The sequence below is a fragment of the Methylobacterium sp. WL116 genome, from assembly GCF_008039455.1.
GTDB lineage: Bacteria > Pseudomonadota > Alphaproteobacteria > Rhizobiales > Beijerinckiaceae > Methylobacterium.
The window spans coordinates 1-18,522 of record NZ_VRUV01000037.1 but is presented as its reverse complement, the minus strand read 5'-3'; the positions used below and the strand labels follow the sequence as shown (position 1 = coordinate 18,522).

Here is an 18,522-nt window from a genome sequence, read left to right as displayed (position 1 = left end):
CGCTGGCCGTCGCCTGGGGCGCGATCGGCGACGTCGGCATGCTCGCCCGCAACAAGACGGTGATGGAAGGGCTCGCCGGCCGCGTCGGCGTGACGCCGATGGAGGCCCGCCGCTGCCTCGACCTCATGGCCGATGCGCTGGGCGCCCAGGGCTCGGCGCCCGACGACGCGGTGCTCGCCATCGCCTCGATGCATTGGGGCAAGACGCGCGAGCGCCTCGCGACCATGCGCTCGCCGAGCTACGACGACCTCGGCTCCGACCAGCAGATGGAGGCCGGCGCTGTCGCCGCGATCAGCATCGGCACGCTGCTCAAGGGCCACGACATCGACGCGGTGCGCAAGACCGTGTCCGACGCGATCGTCGAGGACATCGCCCGCATCCTGCGCCTGCCGAAGGACGACATCAGCCGCGTGCGCCAGCTCTCCGAGATCGGCCTCGACTCGCTGATGGGCGTCGAGCTCGGCGCCAGCCTGCAGGAGCGCTTCGGCCTCGATTCGCCGCCGGCGGGCCTGTCCTCTGGGATGACCGTCAACGAGCTGTCGGAGTCCTTAATTCAGGCGGTTTCGGCGCCGATGGACGAGGCCGCCGGGGTCGCCCTGAGCCTCGCTTCGAGGCACGTCGGCAGCGAGGTCGATGCGGCGGTGCTCCAGCCGTTCCAGGATCTCGTCGAGAAGAAGAGCCTCGAGAGCAAAGAGATCCTGTCATGACGCAATCGCCACGGCCGGATGGGGGGCGCGCCGCGCTCGCGGGCTTCGTGACGAACCGGCTGGGACGCAACGCGCCCCGGCCGACCGCGCTCCGCGCGCCGGAGAAGGTCGGCGATCCCTCGGTGCAGGATTTCGCGAGCCTGCCCGGCTACCGCGAGCTGCGGCTGCAGCGCTCGGCCGCCGAGCTGATCGGTCTCGACAACCCGTTCTTCCACGTCCACGAGACCAAGGCCGGCGCGACCACCCGCATCGCCGGGCGGTCCTTCGTCAACTTCTCGTCCTATGACTACCTCGGCCTCAACGGCCACCCGCGCATCTCGGATGCCGCCCGCGCGGCGATCGCCGAGTTCGGCACCTCGTCGTCGGCGAGCCGCGTCGTGGCCGGCGAGCGGCCGGGCCACCTCAGCCTGGAGAAGGCGCTGGCCGCGCATTACCAGACCGAGGCCTGCGTGGTGATGGTGAGCGGGCACGCCACCAACGTCACGACGATCGGGGCGCTGCTCGAGCCGGGCGACGTGATCTTCCACGACAACCTGATCCACAACAGCATCGTCACCGGCGCGCAGCTGTCCGGCGCCCAGCGCCGCTCCTTCGCCCACAACGACCTCGACGCGCTCGAAACCCTGCTTCAGGCGACCCGGCACGAGCACCGCCGGGCCCTGATCGTGATCGAGGGCCTCTACAGCATGGACGGCGACGCGCCGGACCTCGCCGGCTTCATCGCCCTCAAGGAGCGCTACAACGCCTGGCTGATGGTCGACGACGCCCACGGGCTCGGCGTGCTCGGCCGCACCGGCGCCGGGCTGTTCGAGCATGCCGGCATCGACCCGAAGCGGGTCGACATCTGGATGGGCACCTTCTCGAAGACGCTCTCGGCCTGCGGCGGCTACATCTGCGGCGCCTCGACGCTGATCGAGTACCTGAAGTGCACGGCCGGCGGCTTCGTCTACAGCGTCGGCATGTCCCCGCCGCTCGCGGCCGCCGCCGAGGCCGCGCTCGCGGTGATGCACGACGAGCCGGAGCGGGTCGAGCGCCTGCGCCAGAACGGCGCCCTGTTCCTCGCCTGCGCGAAGAAGCGCGGGCTCGATACCGGGACCAGCATGGGGCTCGCGGTGATCCCGGTGATCGTCGGCGATTCGCTGAAGTCGGTGACGTTGTCCGATCGGCTGTACAAGCGCGGGATCAACGTGCAGCCGATCATCCACCCGGCCGTGCCCGAGCGCGCCTCGCGCCTGCGCTTCTTCATGACCTCGGAGCACACGCCCGAGCAGATCCGCGAGACGGTCACCGCGGTCGCCGAGGAGCTCGCCGCCATCGAGAAGGGCGGCTCGCTGATCGAGCAGCTCCTGGCCAAGCGCAGCTGACGATCCGATCGATCGAGACCGATGACGCCCGGGTTCGAAGCCCGGGCGTTTTCCGTTTCAGTGATCGATACAAGCAACGCGATCTGAATCGAGCGACTGTAGATCGTCGATCAACAAGTCTAGGATTGGGCGATCGGTTTTCGGTGACGAAGAGTGCTTCCGAACCTCGGCGAACGCGATGCCGATCCGCTGTGCCGAGCATTCGAGGATTGTCGGCTTTACGGTCCTTTAACCACAACCTGCAACGTTGACGAGGTCTTCCAGGGACCGCCGACGATGCTCCATTCCGACCCGCTCCTGACCCGTCCCACCCTCACCCATACCGGCCTGCTCGCGCGGGCGGTCGATGGCCTGAAGGGTGAGGCCGCCTCTCCGGCCGAGATGTGGCGTCTGCTGACCGACAACTACATCGTCGATCTCGACGCGGTCGCGGCGCTGATGCCGATCCCCGAACCCGAGCCGGTCTGGCTCGCCGCGCGGGGCTGATGCAGCAAGATCACAGGTGCGCCCGGCCTCGCCGAGCTGGCACGACATCTGCAAACCCCACAGCGTCATCAAGAGAAACGTCACGACGAGGAACGCCCGGACAAGAAACACGCGGTGGCTCGAACGCCTGAGCACCCCGCGGACCTGTCGATCGCTCGAACACGGGGTCCGTCATGTCCGAATTGTTGTCCGTTGCCCTCGTCTGCGCCGGGACGCTGCTGGCCCAGGATTGCTCCCGCGAGACCGCGCTCGACGTGATCGTCTCGCCGGCGCGCACGCCGATGGAGTGCATCATGCACGCCCAGACCATGGCCGCCGCGGCCGGGCTCCCCGGCGGCGACCATCGCTACCTCAAGGTCTCGTGCGAGCACCGGCGTACCGAAGCCGACCCGGTGGTCGTCGTGCGCCGGGCGTCCTGAGCGCGGCTCAGCCGACCGCCGTCAGGGTGTCGCCGACCGCGAGGGTCCCGCCGGCGATCACCTCGGCATAGACGCCGCAATCGCGGTGGCCGAGACGCGCATCGATCGCCCAGGGGATGTCGAGGTCGCGCACGCCGCTGACCGGGTCGACGTTGGTCGCCGCGCAGCGCACGGTGCGCTGGGTCAACTTGAGGCGCAGCCCGCTCGGCGCCTCGAGCACGCGGCCGACCATCTCCAACTCGGCCCAGGGGGCGAGCCCCTCGACGAAGAGGTTGCTGCGAAAGCGCAGCGGATCGACGGGCGCGCCGACGTAATCCTCGATCGCGCGCACGCTGGCGAGGTTGATCAGCGAGACGAAGCCGATCCTGGAATCGGTGAAGCGGTATCCGGTCTGCGCCGCCGCCGCCAGCACCCGCGGCGCGCCGCGCAGGGCGTGGGGCAGCAGGCGCCGCAACAGGTCCTCAAGCGTCGCCCGGCCCTCTTCGGTGTCGAGCTTGGCCTTGACGGTCTCGCCTTCGGCCTCGACGGTGAGCGTCGCGGTGGCGTCGTCGTAGCGGGTGCGCAGGCGCGTCAGCGCCTCGTCGCGCATCAGCATCAGGTACTTCGTCTTGGGCTGATGACGCGGTGCGTTCGGATCGAAGCCCGAATCGCCGTTCTCGACCGCGTAGAGCCGATCGCCCGGGAAGTAGCCCGACGTCTCAAGGTCCGCCCGTTCCAGCGGCTCGGGGCTGCACCCCTTCACGGGGTAGCGGTAGAGGGCGGAGAGCGTCGCGGTCATGCCGGCACCGTGACCCGGATCTTCACATCGATGCAAGGGGTCTGCCCCCTCTTGTGGTGCGCAATTGCAACACCACATCCTCGGTACCGGCGGCCATCGGCGCCGGGGCCTTCCGCGGCGGTTCCTCGTCGGGAGGCGACGTCTCGGGCCAACACCGCGCCTTCCAGGGCGGCGGAGGCCGAAGCGGTAGGAAACAAGAACGCATGAACTTCGAAAAATACACCGAGCGCGCCCGCGGCTTCGTCCAGGCTGCGCAGAACCTCGCGATGCGCGAGGGCCATCCCCAATTGCAGCCGGGCCACCTGCTCAAGGTGCTGCTCGACGATCCCGAGGGCCTGTGCGCAGGCCTGATCGACCGGGCCGGCGGCCAGTCGCGCGTCGCCCTGGCGCAGATCGAGGCGTGGCTCGCCAAGCAGCCGAAGGTCTCGGGCAACGCGAGCCAGCCGCAGGCGACCCGCGACCTGATGCGCCTGTTCGACACCGCCGAGAAGGCTGCCGAGAAGGCCGGCGATTCCTACGTCACCGTGGAGCGCCTCCTGCTCGCGCTCGCCGTCGAGAAGGACACCGAGGCCGGCAAGGCGCTCGTCTCCGCCGGCGTGACGCCGGCTTCGCTCAACGGCGCGATCAACGCCCTGCGCAAGGGCCGGACGGCCGACAACGCTTCGGCCGAGAACGCCTACGACGCCCTGAAGAAGTACGCCCGCGACCTCACCGAAGCCGCGCGCGAGGGCAAGCTCGACCCGGTGATCGGCCGCGACGAGGAGATCCGCCGCACGATCCAGGTCCTGTCCCGGCGCACCAAGAACAATCCGGTCCTCATCGGCGAGCCCGGCGTCGGCAAGACGGCGATCGTCGAGGGGCTGGCCCTGCGCATCGTCAACGGCGACGTGCCCGAGAGCCTGAAGGAGAAGAGCCTTCTCGCCCTCGACCTCGGCGCGCTCATCGCCGGGGCGAAGTTCCGCGGCGAGTTCGAGGAGCGGCTGAAGGCCGTGCTTTCCGAGGTCACCGCGGCCGCGGGCGGCATCATCCTGTTCATCGACGAGATGCATACCCTGGTCGGCGCCGGAAAGGCCGACGGGGCGATGGACGCCTCGAACCTGCTGAAGCCGGCGCTGGCCCGCGGCGAGCTGCACTGCGTCGGGGCGACCACGCTCGACGAGTACCGCAAGCATGTCGAGAAGGACGCCGCGCTGGCCCGCCGCTTCCAGCCGGTCTTCGTCTCGGAGCCCACCGTGGAAGATACGGTCTCGATCCTGCGCGGGATCAAGGAGAAGTACGAGCAGCACCACGGCGTCCGCATCCAGGATTCCGCCTTGGTCGCGGCCGCGACGCTGTCGAACCGCTACATCACCGACCGCTTCCTGCCCGACAAGGCGATCGACCTCATGGACGAGGCCGGCTCGCGCCTGCGCATGCAGGTCGATTCGAAGCCCGAGGAGCTGGACAACCTCGACCGCGAGATCGTGCGCCTGAAGATCGAGGGCGAGGCGCTGAAGAAGGAAACCGATTCGGCCTCCCGCGACCGTCTGGCCCGGCTCGAGAAGGAGCTTGCCGACCTCGAGGAGCAGTCCGCCACCATTACCTCGCGCTGGAAGGCGGAGAAGGACAAGCTCGGCGCCGCCGCCGAGCTCAAGAAGAAGCTCGACGAGGCGCGCAACGAGCTGGCCTCCGCCCAGCGCCAGGGTCAGTACCAGCGCGCGGGCGAGCTTGCCTACGGCGTGATCCCGGGGCTGGAGAAGCGGCTCGCCGAGATCGAGGCCGCGGCCGAGAGCGCGGTCGCGCGCGACGGCATGGTCGAGGAGGCGGTGACGCCGGCCCACATCGCGGGCGTGGTCTCGCGCTGGACCGGCGTGCCGGTGGACAAGATGCTGGAGGGCGAGCGCGACAAGCTGCTCGCGATGGAGGACGCGATCGGCAGGCGCGTCGTCGGCCAGCGCGAAGCGGTGGAAGCGGTCTCGACCGCGGTGCGCCGCGCGCGCGCCGGCCTGCAGGACCCGAACCGGCCGATCGGCTCGTTCATGTTCCTCGGGCCGACCGGCGTCGGCAAGACCGAGCTGACAAAGGCGCTCGCCAGCTTCCTGTTCGATGACGACACCGCGTTGGTGCGCATCGACATGTCGGAATACATGGAGAAGCACTCCGTGGCCCGGCTGATCGGCGCGCCCCCCGGCTATGTCGGCTACGAGGAGGGCGGCGCGCTGACCGAGGCGGTGCGGCGCCGGCCGTATCAGGTCGTGCTGTTCGACGAGATCGAGAAGGCGCATCCGGACGTGTTCAACGTCCTGCTGCAGGTTCTCGACGACGGGCGCCTGACCGACGGGCAGGGGCGGACGGTCGACTTCCGCAACACGCTGCTGATCATGACCTCGAACCTCGGGGCCGAGTATCTGGTGGCGCAGAGCGAGGGCGAGGACACCGACGCGGTGCGGGACGACGTGATGGGCGTGGTGCGAAGCCACTTCCGGCCGGAGTTCCTGAACCGGATCGACGAGATCATCCTGTTCCACCGGCTCAAGCGGGCGGAGATGGGCGCCATCGTCGACATCCAGCTCGTCCGCCTCCAGAAGCTGCTGGAGGAGCGCAAGATCGTCCTCGACGTCGACGCCGAGGCGCGCGCCTGGCTCGCCGACCGCGGCTACGACCCGGCCTACGGGGCGCGGCCGTTGAAGCGAGTGATCCAGAAGACGGTGCAGGACCCGCTGGCGGAGCTGCTGCTGTCGGGCAAGATCCACGACGGCGAGAGCGTGCCGGTGGCGGTGGGGCCGGACGGCCTCGTCATCGCCGGCACCGCGACAGCGCCGCGGCGGCGGCCGGCCAACGTGACGCTGAACTAACCTCGCGCGGCGCATCGGTTTCGAACCGGTGCGCCGCAGTTCTCGTGAAACGCTGCGCTCAGCGCACGACGACGTGGTATCGCTGCCGCAACGGATTGCCGAGCGGCCCGATGTACTCGACCGTGAAGCTGTCCTCACCGACCGTTCCCGGGGCGGTGCTGTAGATCAGCTGCGTCGCCGGCACCTTCCGCGTGTTGCACAGCGATCGCGGATTGTAGAAGCCGAAGCTCGGATATTCCCGGCCCTGACGGACCGTGACGCTGCCGAGCCGCGGCGGATCGATGAGGCCGAGCGACCCGGCGCCCATCGAGTGGCAGGCCGGATCGAGGTAAATGCGCCAAGCGATCTTCTGGCTCTGGCCGGACGTGACGACGCGCTCCTGGTCAGTCAGGAATTGTGCGTAGGCGATATGTGAAGACACGCCAAAGTAAAAAGTCGCCAGAAGAAATGCAATTACGCGTTTCATCTTGAGCCTCCGAATCGAAACCGCAATCACTTCGCACGACATCATGATTATTGGAAAGCCCATGACATCGGGAGCTTCGTGGCATCCGCGATCTCAGCGTAGAGAGAAATGCGACGCCGGCAGGCGGAGTGGTGCGGGGCGGCAAACCGTGCATTCTGGCCGTCGGCGACGCGCGCGCCGTCCGCGGCGCTTCTGGCCTTCTACCGACGGAACGATCCGGCTGACATGCTGACCTACGCCATCGGCGACATCCACGGCTGCGCCGACCTGCTCGACGCCCTGCTCGCCCGCATCGAGGCCCATGCGGCGGGCGAGCCCTATCGCCTCGTCTTCCTGGGCGACTACATCGACCGTGGCCCGGACAGCGCGCGGGTGCTGCAGACGGTCAGCCGCCTGCACTGGAGCGATCCCGGGCGCGTCGCCTGCCTGATGGGCAACCACGAGGCGATGCTGCTCTCCGCACTGACGACCCCGGGGGCCGACGCGCTGTGGCTGCGCAACGGCGGCGCGGAGACGCTGGCCTCGTTCGGCGTGGACGAGGCGGCCGCGATCCCCGGCGACGTGCTCGACTGGATCGAAGGGCTGCAGACCGTCCACGCGGATGCCCGCCGCTGGTTCGTCCATGCCGGCTTCAGGCCGGGGTCCGACCCGGAGACCGCCGAGGTGCAGGACCGCCTCTGGATCCGCGAGCCGTTCCTTGCCGAGGATCACGATTTCGGCCGCCACGTCGTCCACGGCCACACGCCGCAGACCGGCGGCAACCCGGAGGTTCGCCCGTTCCGGACCAACCTCGACACGGGCGCCGTCTATGGCGGAGCGTTGACCGCGGGCGTGTTCTCGGATGCGCAGGGGCCGGCGCTGAGGTTTTTGCAGGTCCGGGCGGACTGACCGGCTCCGACCTGCGCCATGCGAAGCGATCGGCCGAGTCGTCCCAAACCCCCGATCATCGGAGAGTCACGACCCGCGCCGGGTTGCCGACCGCCGTCGCGCCGGCCGGCACGTCCCGCGTCACGACGGCGCCGGCACCGATGATCGCGTCGTCGCCCACCGTCACGCCCGGCAGGATCAGGGCGGCCCCGCCGATCCAGACGTTGGCGCCGATCGCGATCGGGCGACCGAACTCGAGGCCGGACCGGCGCGCCTCGGGATCGCGCGGGTGGTCCGCGGTGAGGATCTGGACGCCCGGCCCGATCTGCGTGCACGCACCGATCGTCACCGCGACCACGTCGAGGATCACGCAGCCGAAGTTGAGGAACGCCTCCGGGCCGAGCGTGATGTTGTAGCCGTAGTCGCAATGGAATGGCGGCCGGATCACCGCCTTCGGGCCGACGCCGCCGAGATGGGCGGCCAGCAGCGCGTGCCGCTCGGCCGACGGCAGCGCCAGCGTGGTGTTGTAGTGCGCGAGCCATGCCATGTTGGCGGCGGCATCCCGTCGAAGCTCGGGATCGCCCGCGCGGTAGAGCTCGCCCGCGAGCATCTTCTGTTTCTCGGATCCCGACATCGGGCCTCGTCGTCACCGTTGGCGTAGAGAGCGGTCGTCGAAGCCGCGCCTGTCCCGGCAGGGGCTCAACGCCTGGCCGGGATGAACGCCGCGATCGCCCCCAGGGTCCAGCCCGCCATCAACAGGATGCCGCCCGACGGCGCGGCCATCGGAAACAGCGGCTGCCCGGCAAGCGCGCGAAGCGCGAGGTCACCGGAGAACAGCGCGAGGCCCAGCACAAGCGCCCAGGCGGCGATCCGGGTGGCGATCGCATGGGTCAGGCCGGCGGCGGCGAGTCCGGCGAGGGCCAGGATCGCGGGGGCATGGAACAGCAGGAACTGCGCCGCGGTCTTGAGGCTGTCCGCCCCCGGGATGTGGGCGGCCGCGGCGCTGGCCGCGACGCCGAGCCCGCCGGCGAGGCACGCCAGGGCGACGAGGGCACGATCCCTGACGGCAAGCATCAGGCGCCGCGCTCGGCCATCAGCCGGGCCACGGCGGCGCGCAGCTCGGGCACGCCGCGGTCGTCGCGGCTTGAGGTCAGCAGGATCTGCGGATAGGCCGCCGGACGCCGGGCGAGCGCGGCCTGGATGCCGGCGATGCGCGCGTCGATCTCGGGCTTCTTCAGGGCGTCGCCCTTGGTCAGCACGATCTGGTAGCTCACGGCGGCCTTGTCGAGCCCGTCGAGCACGTCGGTGTCGATGCTCTTCAGCCCATGGCGGGAATCGATCAGCATGAAGACCCGCGCGAGGTTGGCGCGGCCCTTGAGGTAGGCGTGGATCAGGTCGGTCCAGGCCTCGACCTTCTCCTTGCCGACCGCGGCGTAGCCGTAGCCCGGCATGTCGACCAGCGTCAGGCGCTCGCCGATCCGGAAGAAGTTGAGCTGCTGGGTCCGCCCCGGCGTGTGCGAGGTGCGGGCCAGCGTGTTGCGCCCGGTCAGCGCGTTGACGAGGCTCGACTTGCCGACGTTCGAGCGGCCGGCGAAGGCGATCTCGACGCCGTCCATCGCCGGCAGCGTCCCGAGCGAGGGCGCCGCCGCGACGAAGTCGGCCGCACCCGCGAACAGCAGGCGGCCGCTCTCGGCGAGCGCCGCATCTTCCTGCTCCTGCTGTGTCACGTCAGCTCTTCGCAGGCGCGGTCTTGCCGCCGCGCTTGAACGTGTTCCGCAGGTTGTCCCACAACTCCACCTTCACGCCGTTGCGGCGCATGATGACGTATTGCTGCGTTACCGAGAGAGTGTTGTTCCAGGCCCAGTAGATCACCAGGCCGGCCGGGAACGAGCCGAGCATGAAGGTGAACACGATCGGCATGAAGGTGAAGATCTGCGCCTGCACCGGGTCCGGCGGGGCGGGGTTCATCTTCATCTGCACGAACATCGTCACGCCCATGATGATCGGCCAGATGCCGAGATGGACGAAGTCCGGCGCCGCGAACGGCAGCAGGCCGAACAGGTTGACGATGCTGGTCGGATCGGGCGCGGCGAGGTCCTGGATCCAGCCGAAGAACGGCGCGTGACGCATCTCGATGGTGATGAACAGGACTTTGTACAGCGCAAAGAAGACCGGGATCTGCACCAGCACCGGCCAGCAGCCGGCGACGGGGTTGATCTTCTCCTTCTTGTACAGCTCCATCATCGCCTGTTGCTGCTTCATCTTATCGTCTTTGTACCGCTCCCGGATGGAGGTCATCTCGGGCTGCACGGCCTTCATCTTGGCCATGGAGACGTAGGAGCGGTTGGCGATCGGCAGGAACAGCAGCTTGAGGCAGAAGGTCACGACCAGGATCGCGACGCCGAAATTGCCGAAGAGGTGGAAGAAGAAGTCCAGCGCCCGGAACATCGGCTTGGTGATGAAGTGGAACCAGCCCCAGTCGATCATCAGGTCGAACTGCTTGATGCCGAGGTTCTTCTCGTAGCCGTTGATCGTGTTGACCTCCTTGGCGCCGGCGAACAGGCGCTGGGTGGTCGAGGCGGTGGCGCCCGGCTCGATGCTGCGGCCGTCGCCGCGCACGCTCGCCTGGTAGATCTTGGTCGCGCCGTCGGTGCGCTCGGTGAACGCGCCGGTATAGGACATCGTCTGGTCGGGGATCGCGGCCGCGGCCCAGTACTTGTCGGTGATGCCGACGAAGCCGCCGGTGACGTTCGCCCAGGCCTTGCCCTTGGTGGCGGCCCCGCCGTAGGCCGGCTCCTTGGCGAGGTGGTCGTAGGTGTATTCCTGCAGGCCGTCGCCGCCGAGCACGCCGATCATACCCTCGTGCAGCACGTAGTAGCCCTGGGTGTGCGGCTTACCCCAGCGCGAAACGAGGCTGTAGGGATAGAGCGTGACGGCGTTCGCGCCCTTGTTCTCGACCTCGTCGCGGACCGTGAACATGTACTTGTCGTCGACGGCGAGGATGCGCTTGAACACCAGCCCCGCGCCGTTGTCCCACGACAGCGTCACCGGCATGTTCACGCCGAGCGTCTGGCCGTCGGCGGTCCAGACGGTGTCGTTGGTCGGAAGCGGGCCCGCGGCGGCGCCGACCCAGCCGAACTCGGCGTAGTACGGCGCTTCCGTCCCGGCCGGCGACAGCAGCACGATCTCCGGGCTCTTGTCGTCCACGGTCTCGTGGTAGTTCTTCAGCGCGATGTCGTCGATGCGGCCGCCCTTGAGCGCGATCGACCCGGCCAGCGCCGGGGTCTCGATCTTGATGCGCGGCGAGCGGGCGAGCGCCTCGGTGCGGCCGATCGGGCCGGTGGCGGCGTTGGGCAGCGTGCCGGCGACGGGGGCGGCCGGGCCGCCCTCCTTCGGGCTCGGCGAGGGCACGCCGTCCGGCGTCACGCCGGGGCTCTGCTGGGCCGCCTGGTTCTGGATGTTGGCTTGGCGCTGCTGCTCGACCCGCGGCGCGGCGACGAAGTAGTTCCACCCGAGCAGCACGACCAGCGACAGGGCGATGGCCACGAACATATTCGTCTTGTCATTGCCCATCGGGGCCACCGTCGCACGCGTTCGAGGTTGCTGAGGGCGCACGGGCTGGTGCCGCTGCGCGATCGGATCTTTGGGGCGTCGCTTCCCGGGATGGCGCCGGCCCCTTGCCGCGGCCCTTCGCGGATCCCGGCTTGCCGGAGCGCAACGGACGGGCGCACTCGCTCGGCCCGCGGGGCTTGGCCACCGCGGGGATCGCCCGGCGCAGGTCGTCCTTGAGGGTGTCGAACGCGGCGTCGATCGCCGGGCGACGGGCGATCAGCACGACGTCGGCCGCGACCGCGCCGAACTCGGGCCCAAGTTCGGCGACCGCGGCGCGAAGGCGCCGGCGGATGCGGTTGCGCTCGGTGGCATGGCCGACCCGCTTGGTGATCGTGAAGCCGAGATGGAGCCCGGCGATCGATTCGCCGTCCCGGGTCTCGCACGCCTCGCGCACGCGGCCCTGCGCCGTCAGGCGCTCGGTGTGGAAGCGGCGCCCGTCGGCCGCCGCCAGGAAGTCCGGCCGCCGCCTCAGCCGCGCGATCGCCGCGCGATCCGTCGTCGGCAAGTCGGTCGCAGGCAAGTCGGTCATAGGCATGGGAAGCTCGGCCTCGCTCACGCCTCGGGCACCCTCCGCGCCGCGATGGGCGGCGCGACGGTCACGCTCAGGCCGAGAGCTTCTTGCGGCCGTGCGCGCGACGACGGGCGATGACCTTGCGGCCGCCGGCGGTCGCCATGCGGGCGCGGAAACCGTGACGGCGCTTCCGGACGAGGCGGCTCGGCTGGTAGGTTCTTTTCATGGCTCTTCAAGCCTCCAAAGGTCGAGGCGCGCTCGCGGGCGGCTGACGCCGCACCCGACCTTCACGCGTCTTTGAATTGTGAATGCACGTGCGGACGGCGCCCGAACGGAGCGCCATCGCGACTGCGCGGCTTATGGCGGATGGGATTTACCGAGTCAACGTTTTGGCGGGCATCCGATGCCGCCGCGCGCGTCAGTGGCCCTCGAATTCCATCAGGGTCCGCACGGGCACGTCGAGGTCGCGCAGCTTCTGCGCACCGCCGATCTCGGGCAGGTCGATCACGAAGCAGGCGGCCACCACCTCGGCCCCGATCTGGCGGAGCAGGTTCACCGCCGCGGTCGCGGTCCCGCCGGTGGCGATCAGGTCGTCCACGAGCAGCACCCGGTCGCCCGGCTTGATCGCGTCGACGTGGATCTCCAGCTCGTCGGTGCCGTATTCGAGGGTGTAGGCGATCGACACCGTCTTGTGGGGCAGCTTGCCCTTCTTGCGCACCGGCACGAAGCCCGCCGAGAGCTGGTGCGCGACCGCCCCGCCGAGGATGAAGCCGCGCGCCTCGATGCCGGCGACCTGATCGATCCGCCCGCCCGCGAACGGATGCACCAGCGCGTCCACCGCCCGGCGGAAGGCGCGCGGGTCGCTGAGCAGCGTGGTGATGTCCCGGAACACGATGCCGGGCTTCGGATAGTCGGGGATCGAGCGGATCGATTCCTTCAGGGCGATGTGGCGGCGTTCCATGCCGGGCGGGCCTTCCTCGTGGTGATCGGCGGCTTAGAGCAGATGGCGCGCACCCTGGCCAGTTCGGCGCTCAGCCGTTGACCTTGCGCAGGATCGCGACGAGCTCCCGGTGCAGGCCCTCGTTGCCGCAGGCCACCGACTTCGCGGCGAGGGGCTCCGAGGCGCCGTCGGCCGAGGTGACGAAGCCGCCGGCCTCGCGCACCAGGATGATGCCGGCGGCGATGTCCCAAGTCTGCAGGTCGCGCTCCCAGTACAGGTCGAGGCGGCCGCAGGCGACGTAGGCGAGGTCGAGGGCCGCCGAGCCCATCCGGCGGGTGCCGCCGGAGACCGCCATCACCGCGGCGACCTCGCGCAGCAGGCGGGGATGGTTGCCGCGGCCGAGATAGGGCGTGCCGTAGGCGCTCAGCGCGTCGGCCATGTCGACCCGGCCCGAGACGCGCAGGCGCCGGTTGTTGAGGTAGGCGCCCTTGCCGCGCTCGGCCACGAACAGCTCGTCCTTGACCGGATCGTAGATCACGCCGGCGACCACCTGGCCCTCGCGCTCGAGCCCGACCGAGATCGCGAAGTGCGGGATGCCGTGCAGGAAGTTCGAGGTGCCGTCGAGCGGATCGACGTGCCAGACGTGGCTCTTGTCGGTGCCCTCGACGATGCCGGATTCCTCCAGAACCATGCCGTAGCCCGGCCGCGCCTTCGTCAGCGCGTCGCGCAGCACCTCCTCGGCCTTGCGGTCGGCCGCCGAGACGAAGTCGCCAGGGCCTTTTCGCGAGACCTGAAGGTTCTCGATCTCGCCGTAGTCGCGCCGCAGCCCCCGCGAGGCCTTGCGCACGGCATCGACCATCACGGTCATCAGGGGGGAGGAGATCATCGGGGAGCCTCGAGCGTTCGCGCGTCGTTTGACGCCGCGTTAAACGCTCTCGGGCGCAGAATCGAGGGCCGGGCGGGGTATGCCTGTCATCCGCGCACGAGCCGGTCCGGCGCCGCATTCAATTCGGGTTGGCAATCGAGGAGCGGTGATCGAGGCGATGCGATGTCGTCACTGACCCCCATCGTGCTGCTTCACGGGCTTGGGCGGACGCCGAGGAGCATGGCCCGGCTGGCGCGGCGCCTCGAAGCGCTGGGCCATCAAACGCTCATCCCGGGCTATCCCTCGCAGAGCCGCGGGGTTCATGCGTGTGCGACGGGCCTCGAGCCTGTGGTCGAGGCTTTCCGGCAGCGTACCGGTCGAGCCATCGCGTTCGTCACCCACTCGATGGGCGGACTCGTGGCGCGCTGCCTCGCGACGGATCCGAATGACTCTCGGGCTATCGTGATGTTGGCGCCGCCGAACAGAGGCAGCGAAGTGGCCGATCACCTGTTCCAGTATCGTCTCGCGCGGGCGATGCTTGGTCCGGCACTCGCCGACCTGAGATCAGGCGTGCCCGACAAGCTGCCGATCCCACCCTGTTCAATCGGGATCATCGCCGGCACGCGGGCTTGGTTGCCGTTCACGGGACGTGTCATTGCTGGCCCGCACGACGGCTTGGTCGGTCTCGCCCGCACGCGCATCGCCGGACCGCACGACTGGATTGTCGTGGATGCCGCGCATACGCTGCTGATGAACCATCCGGACGTGTTCGAGGCGACGGGCGCCTTCCTGAGGGACGGCCGCTTCCCGGACCATCTGCATGATCTGCCGGACGACGTCATTGGCCCGGCACGGTAAGCGCCATCGCCGCTTCGCCGTCCAGCTTGTCCCGGTACGCGACGGTTCCCGTCCAAGCGAAGATCCGAGGTGATCGCGTTGGCCGAGGCCTTCTCGCCCTTCCGGTGCTCGCAGTGGAGAAGCGTCACGGTGCCGTGTTCGGCGTCGGCCCCGACCGACGGTCTGGCTGTCGGGCGGCATCAGCACCGACCATTATCGTCATGACGAGGGCGCAATCGCCGTGCGCCGCTCGAATTGAGCCTTATGCTCGCAACGCCATCGCTGGCGCCGCCGGAGGGGATAGCCCAACCAGGCGATGATGCCGGAGCATAGTGACTGAAGCTCATGGCCACCGTAGCGCGACCGCCAGCCAGCGAGTGCAGCCGTCGATCATATCCGATCATGCCAGAGAGCGGCACCATGGCGTTGATGACGTTCGCGTTGCCGCGCATGTCCTGGCCCTGGATCTGGCCGCGGCGGGAGTTGAGATCGCCGAGCCGGTATACTCCTCCGGCGAGACGACCTCGACCTTCATCACCGGCTCGAGCAGCACGGAGCCGCCCTTCTGCAGGGCCTCGCGCAGCGCCGCCCGGGACGCGATCTCGAAGGCCAGCGCCGAGGAGTCGACGTCGTTGTAGGCGCCGTCGATCAGCTCGACCTTGATGTCGACCACCGGGAAGCCGGCGAGGATGCCGGCGCCGAGGACCGAGTGCGACCATCGCTGCGTCGCTTGGTAAGGAATACTGATGAACCATCCCGACGTGGCGGAAGCGGCCCTCGCCTTCCTGCGCGATGGCCGCTTCCCGGATCGGTTGCGCGACATGCCGGGCGGAGCCGTCCGCCCGGCACGATAGGGCCTCAGGCCGCCATCGCCGCCTTGAGGTTCTCGTCGACCTTGTCGAGGAAGCCGGTGGTGGAGAGCCACTTCTGCTCGGGCCCGACCAGAAGGGCGAGATCCTTGGTCATGTAGCCCGCCTCGACGGTGTCGACGCAGACGGTCTCGATCGTCGTCGCGAACTTGGCGAGCTCGGCGTTGCCGTCGAGCTTGGCCCGGTGGGCGAGGCCGCGGGTCCAGGCGAAGATCGAGGCGATAGAGTTGGTCGAGGTCTCCTTGCCCTTCTGGTGCTCGCGGTAGTGGCGCGTCACCGTGCCGTGCGCGGCCTCGGCCTCGACGGTCTGGCCGTCCGGCGTCATCAGCACCGAGGTCATCAGGCCGAGCGAGCCGAAGCCCTGCGCCGCCGTGTCGGACTGCACGTCGCCGTCGTAGTTCTTGCAGGCCCAGACGTAGCCGCCGGACCACTTCAGGCACGAGGCGACCATGTCGTCGATCAGCCGGTGCTCGTAGGTGATGCCGAGCGCCTGGAACTTGCCCTTGAACTCGGCGTCGAACACCTCCTGGAACAGGTCCTTGAAGCGGCCGTCATAGGCCTTGAGGATGGTGTTCTTGGTCGACAGGTAGACCGGGTACTTGCGCGCGAGGCCGTAGTTCAGCGAGGCGCGGGCGAAGTCGCGGATCGAGTCGTCGAGGTTGTACATCGACATCGCGACGCCGGCGGCCGGGAACTTGAACACCTCCTTCTCGATCACGGTGCCGTCGTCGCCCTCGAACTTGATCGTCAGGCGGCCCTTGCCCGGCACCTTGAAGTCGGTGGCGCGGTACTGGTCGCCGTAGGCGTGGCGGCCGATGACGAAGGGCTGGGTCCAGCCCGGCACGAGGCGGGGCACGTTCTTGCAGATGATCGGCTCGCGGAAGATGACGCCGCCGAGGATGTTGCGGATCGTGCCGTTGGGCGAGCGCCACATCTCCTTGAGCTTGAACTCCTCGACGCGCTGCTCGTCGGGGGTGATGGTGGCGCACTTCACGCCGACGCCGTGGCGCTTGATCGCCTCGGCCGCGTCGACCGTCACCTTGTCGTTCGTGGCATCGCGATGTTCGACGCCGAGGTCGTAATAGTCGAGGTCCAGGTCGAGATAGGGGTGGATCAGCTTGTTCTTGATCTCGGACCAGATGATCCGGGTCATCTCGTCGCCGTCGAGCTCGACGACGGGCTTCGCCACCTTGATCTTGTCCATGAGCCGCTGCCTTCCGTGGTAATCCGGGCGGGCCCCATGCAAATGCCGTGCGGCCGCGGGGCGGGTCATAGCGCGGGCGTTTCCCGGGCGAAAGCCGGGGGCGCGGACAGGCCGCCGGGGCTGTCATGCAAGCTCGGCCGTGCGGCGCTTAGGGGTGGACATCCGGCCGTCCGGCTGGGATCAGCGCGCATCCATCACGCGTGAGGAGCAACCATGAGCGAGCGCATCATCCTGCGGGCCGGCGAGGCGCTGGTCGCCGGCGGGCCGCCGAACACCGCATCCGAGCCGGAGGTGATCATCGGCGAGCTCGACGGGCCGGTCGGCACCGCGCTGGCCACGCTGACCGGCGACCAGGTCGTCGGCCATTCCCGCGTCTTCGCGCTGCTGAACACCGACATCATGGTGCGGCCGGTGACGCTGTGCGTCTCCAAGGTCAGCGTCACGGAATCGAAGTACACCTCGATCCTGATGGGCACGGTGCAATTCGCCATCGCCAACGGCGTGCTCGACGCGGTCCGCGCCGGCTACATCCCCAAGGAGAAGGCCAACGACCTCGGCATCATCTGCTCGGTCTGGCTCAGCCCCGGCGTGATCCAGGCCGAGACCGTCGACCACAAGGCGTTGTTCGACATCCAGCGCCGCGGCATGACGGAGGCGATCCGCAAGGCGATGACCAACGAGCCCTCGATCGACTGGCTGCTGGAGAACCAGGACAAGATCGTGCACAAGTATTATCAGATGGGCCTCGACGGGAAGATCTGATCCTTGCGGCCGAGACCCTCCGGTCCGGCCGGCGGCCCTTCCGCACGGCGGACGTCCATGCGAGAGCGCCGCGCATGAGCGCCCCCGTCGTCATCCTCGTCGAACCGCAGCTGGCCGAGAACATCGGCATGACCGCCCGCGCCATGGCGAATTTCGGGCTGTCGGAGCTGCGGCTCGTTGCACCGCGCAACGGCTGGCCGAAGAAGGGCGCGCGCGAGGCCGCCTCCGGCGCGACGCACGTGCTCGACGCCGCCAAGGTCTTCGCGACGCTTCCAGACGCCGTCGCCGACCTCACCATGCTGCTCGCGACCACCGCGCGGGAGCGCGGGCAGATGAAGCGCGTGCTGCTGCCCGACGCCGCGATGACGGAGGCGGCCGAGCGCGGCGCGAACGCCGAGAAGGTCGGGGTGATGTTCGGCCGCGAGCGCGTCGGGCTCCTGAACGACGAGGTCTCGCTGGCCGATGCCATCGTCACCTTTCCCGTCGCCGAGGCATTCCCGTCGCTCAACCTCGCCCAGGCCGTGCTGCTGGTCGGCTACGAGTGGCGGCGCGCGGCGGGCCTCGCCCGGCCGCGCTTCACCGGCGAGATCCGGGCGCCGCAGGCGACCCGCGAGGCGCTGCTCTCCTTGTTCGACATCCTCGAGGCGACGCTCGCGCGCGCCGGATTCTACCCGCCGCAGAAGCGCGAGATCATCGCCCGCAACATGCGCGACCGGCTCCACCGCATGAGCCTGACCGACCAGGACGTGCGCACCTTCCGCGGTGCGCTCAAGGCGCTCGAACGCGGGGCGCACCGCCGACCGGACGACGCGTCCTAGAGGATTTTTGGTGATCCCCGGATCACGAAAAACGCTCTATCTTGTCGAGAGATCGCATTGTCTTCACGCGAGCCGGGATCCACCTCGCTTGAAGATGCTCTAGCCGCGATCGGCCGGCTTGCGGGCCGAGGCGGCCGCGGCGCGGCTCGACTGGGCGGCGAGGCTGCGCAGCGAGGCGAGGTT

General features: G+C 69.0%; 20 protein-coding genes and 1 pseudogene. 9 read left to right on the top strand and 12 right to left on the bottom strand.

All coding sequences use genetic code 11. The features are described 5' to 3' along the window. The 4 genes from FV223_RS05675 to FV223_RS05660 form a co-directional block, all read left to right on the top strand. Positions 1-707 (top strand): acyl carrier protein (locus FV223_RS05675; RefSeq protein WP_147725885.1); only part of this gene is annotated, 707 nt, incomplete at its 5' end. After that, positions 704-2,071 (top strand): aminotransferase class I/II-fold pyridoxal phosphate-dependent enzyme, encoded by a 1,368-nt coding sequence (locus FV223_RS05670; RefSeq protein ID WP_147725884.1) that lies wholly within the window; start codon positions 704-706, stop codon positions 2,069-2,071. The genes FV223_RS05675 and FV223_RS05670, both read left to right, overlap by 4 nt. Positions 2,072-2,347: 276 nt before the next feature. Further along, positions 2,348-2,557 carry a hypothetical protein gene (locus FV223_RS05665; protein ID WP_147725883.1) on the top strand — a complete coding sequence of 70 codons (210 nt, stop codon included), beginning with the start codon at positions 2,348-2,350 and terminating at the stop codon, positions 2,555-2,557. A gap of 173 nt (positions 2,558-2,730) precedes the next feature. Continuing rightward, on the top strand, positions 2,731-2,976 hold the full coding sequence (locus FV223_RS05660) for a hypothetical protein (protein WP_147725882.1): 246 nt from the start codon (positions 2,731-2,733) through the stop codon (positions 2,974-2,976). A 7-nt stretch (positions 2,977-2,983) separates the two neighbouring features. Here FV223_RS05660 and FV223_RS05655 read toward each other — a convergent pair whose 3' ends face one another. Further along, on the bottom strand, positions 2,984-3,754 hold the full coding sequence (locus FV223_RS05655) for an MOSC N-terminal beta barrel domain-containing protein (protein ID WP_147725881.1): 771 nt from the start codon (positions 3,752-3,754) through the stop codon (positions 2,984-2,986). Positions 3,755-3,957: 203 nt separating this feature from the next. Between FV223_RS05655 and clpB the strand changes: the two genes are divergently transcribed. Next, the gene (clpB, locus tag FV223_RS05650) at positions 3,958-6,588 is read left to right on the top strand and encodes an ATP-dependent chaperone ClpB (RefSeq protein ID WP_147725880.1); all 2,631 of its coding nucleotides are present in this window, start codon (positions 3,958-3,960) and stop codon (positions 6,586-6,588) included. 58 nt (positions 6,589-6,646) lie between these two features. On the opposite strand, the gene FV223_RS05645 is transcribed toward clpB, so the two are convergent. Next, on the bottom strand, positions 6,647-7,054 hold the full coding sequence (locus FV223_RS05645) for a hypothetical protein (RefSeq protein ID WP_147725879.1): 408 nt from the start codon (positions 7,052-7,054) through the stop codon (positions 6,647-6,649). A 225-nt stretch (positions 7,055-7,279) separates the two neighbouring features. Here FV223_RS05645 and FV223_RS05640 point away from each other — a divergent pair, with 225 nt between their 5' ends. Next, a complete protein-coding gene (locus FV223_RS05640) occupies positions 7,280-7,942 on the top strand; it encodes a metallophosphoesterase family protein (RefSeq protein ID WP_147725878.1) in 663 nt (220 codons plus the stop codon). Positions 7,943-7,997: 55 nt separating this feature from the next. Here the strand turns inward: FV223_RS05640 and FV223_RS05635 are convergent, their stop codons facing one another. The 8 genes from FV223_RS05635 to FV223_RS05600 all read right to left on the bottom strand — a co-directional run bounded on the left by FV223_RS05635 (position 7,998) and on the right by FV223_RS05600 (position 13,870). Further along, positions 7,998-8,555, bottom strand: a complete 558-nt coding sequence (locus tag FV223_RS05635; RefSeq protein ID WP_147725877.1) for a sugar O-acetyltransferase — start codon at positions 8,553-8,555, stop codon at positions 7,998-8,000. 65 nt (positions 8,556-8,620) lie between these two features. Continuing rightward, entirely contained in the window at positions 8,621-8,995 is a 375-nt protein-coding gene (locus tag FV223_RS05630; RefSeq protein ID WP_147725876.1) for a DUF423 domain-containing protein, read from the bottom strand. Continuing rightward, complete coding sequence (gene yihA, locus FV223_RS05625) at positions 8,995-9,648, bottom strand: ribosome biogenesis GTP-binding protein YihA/YsxC (protein ID WP_147725875.1); 654 nt, start codon at positions 9,646-9,648, stop codon at positions 8,995-8,997. The genes FV223_RS05630 and yihA overlap by 1 nt, the downstream gene beginning before the upstream one ends. A 1-nt stretch (position 9,649) precedes the next feature. Further along, the gene (gene yidC, locus FV223_RS05620) at positions 9,650-11,494 is read right to left on the bottom strand and encodes a membrane protein insertase YidC (RefSeq protein WP_147725874.1); all 1,845 of its coding nucleotides are present in this window, start codon (positions 11,492-11,494) and stop codon (positions 9,650-9,652) included. Continuing rightward, the gene (gene rnpA, locus FV223_RS05615; protein WP_147725886.1) at positions 11,484-12,062 is read right to left on the bottom strand and encodes a ribonuclease P protein component; all 579 of its coding nucleotides are present in this window, start codon (positions 12,060-12,062) and stop codon (positions 11,484-11,486) included. Before rnpA ends, yidC begins: the two co-directional genes overlap by 11 nt. Positions 12,063-12,135: 73 nt before the next feature. Then, on the bottom strand, positions 12,136-12,270 hold the full coding sequence (gene rpmH, locus FV223_RS05610) for a 50S ribosomal protein L34 (RefSeq protein ID WP_082643292.1): 135 nt from the start codon (positions 12,268-12,270) through the stop codon (positions 12,136-12,138). A gap of 192 nt (positions 12,271-12,462) precedes the next feature. Beyond that, positions 12,463-13,005, bottom strand: coding sequence for an adenine phosphoribosyltransferase (locus tag FV223_RS05605; protein WP_147725873.1), 543 nt, complete (start codon positions 13,003-13,005; stop codon positions 12,463-12,465). A gap of 70 nt (positions 13,006-13,075) precedes the next feature. Next, positions 13,076-13,870: an inositol monophosphatase family protein gene (locus FV223_RS05600; RefSeq protein ID WP_147725872.1), complete on the bottom strand. Its 795-nt coding sequence runs from the start codon at positions 13,868-13,870 to the stop codon at positions 13,076-13,078. A gap of 162 nt (positions 13,871-14,032) precedes the next feature. On the opposite strand from FV223_RS05600, the gene FV223_RS05595 reads away from it, so the two are divergent. Further along, positions 14,033-14,707: an alpha/beta fold hydrolase gene (locus FV223_RS05595; RefSeq protein ID WP_147725871.1), complete on the top strand. Its 675-nt coding sequence runs from the start codon at positions 14,033-14,035 to the stop codon at positions 14,705-14,707. Between the two features lie 335 nt (positions 14,708-15,042). Here FV223_RS05595 and fusA read toward each other — a convergent pair. Continuing rightward, positions 15,043-15,398 (bottom strand): annotated as a pseudogene (fusA, locus tag FV223_RS05590) (elongation factor G); the annotation flags it as partial. A gap of 146 nt (positions 15,399-15,544) precedes the next feature. Beyond that, the gene (locus tag FV223_RS05585) at positions 15,545-16,759 is read right to left on the bottom strand and encodes an NADP-dependent isocitrate dehydrogenase (protein WP_147725870.1); all 1,215 of its coding nucleotides are present in this window, start codon (positions 16,757-16,759) and stop codon (positions 15,545-15,547) included. A 213-nt stretch (positions 16,760-16,972) separates the two neighbouring features. On the opposite strand from FV223_RS05585, the gene FV223_RS05580 reads away from it, so the two are divergent. Together FV223_RS05580 and FV223_RS05575 are read left to right on the top strand one after the other, a co-directional pair. Beyond that, positions 16,973-17,521 (top strand): formaldehyde-activating enzyme, encoded by a 549-nt coding sequence (locus tag FV223_RS05580; RefSeq protein ID WP_147725869.1) that lies wholly within the window; start codon positions 16,973-16,975, stop codon positions 17,519-17,521. A gap of 74 nt (positions 17,522-17,595) precedes the next feature. Continuing rightward, on the top strand, positions 17,596-18,339 hold the full coding sequence (locus tag FV223_RS05575) for an RNA methyltransferase (protein ID WP_147725868.1): 744 nt from the start codon (positions 17,596-17,598) through the stop codon (positions 18,337-18,339). The last annotated feature ends 183 nt before the right edge of the window (positions 18,340-18,522 follow it).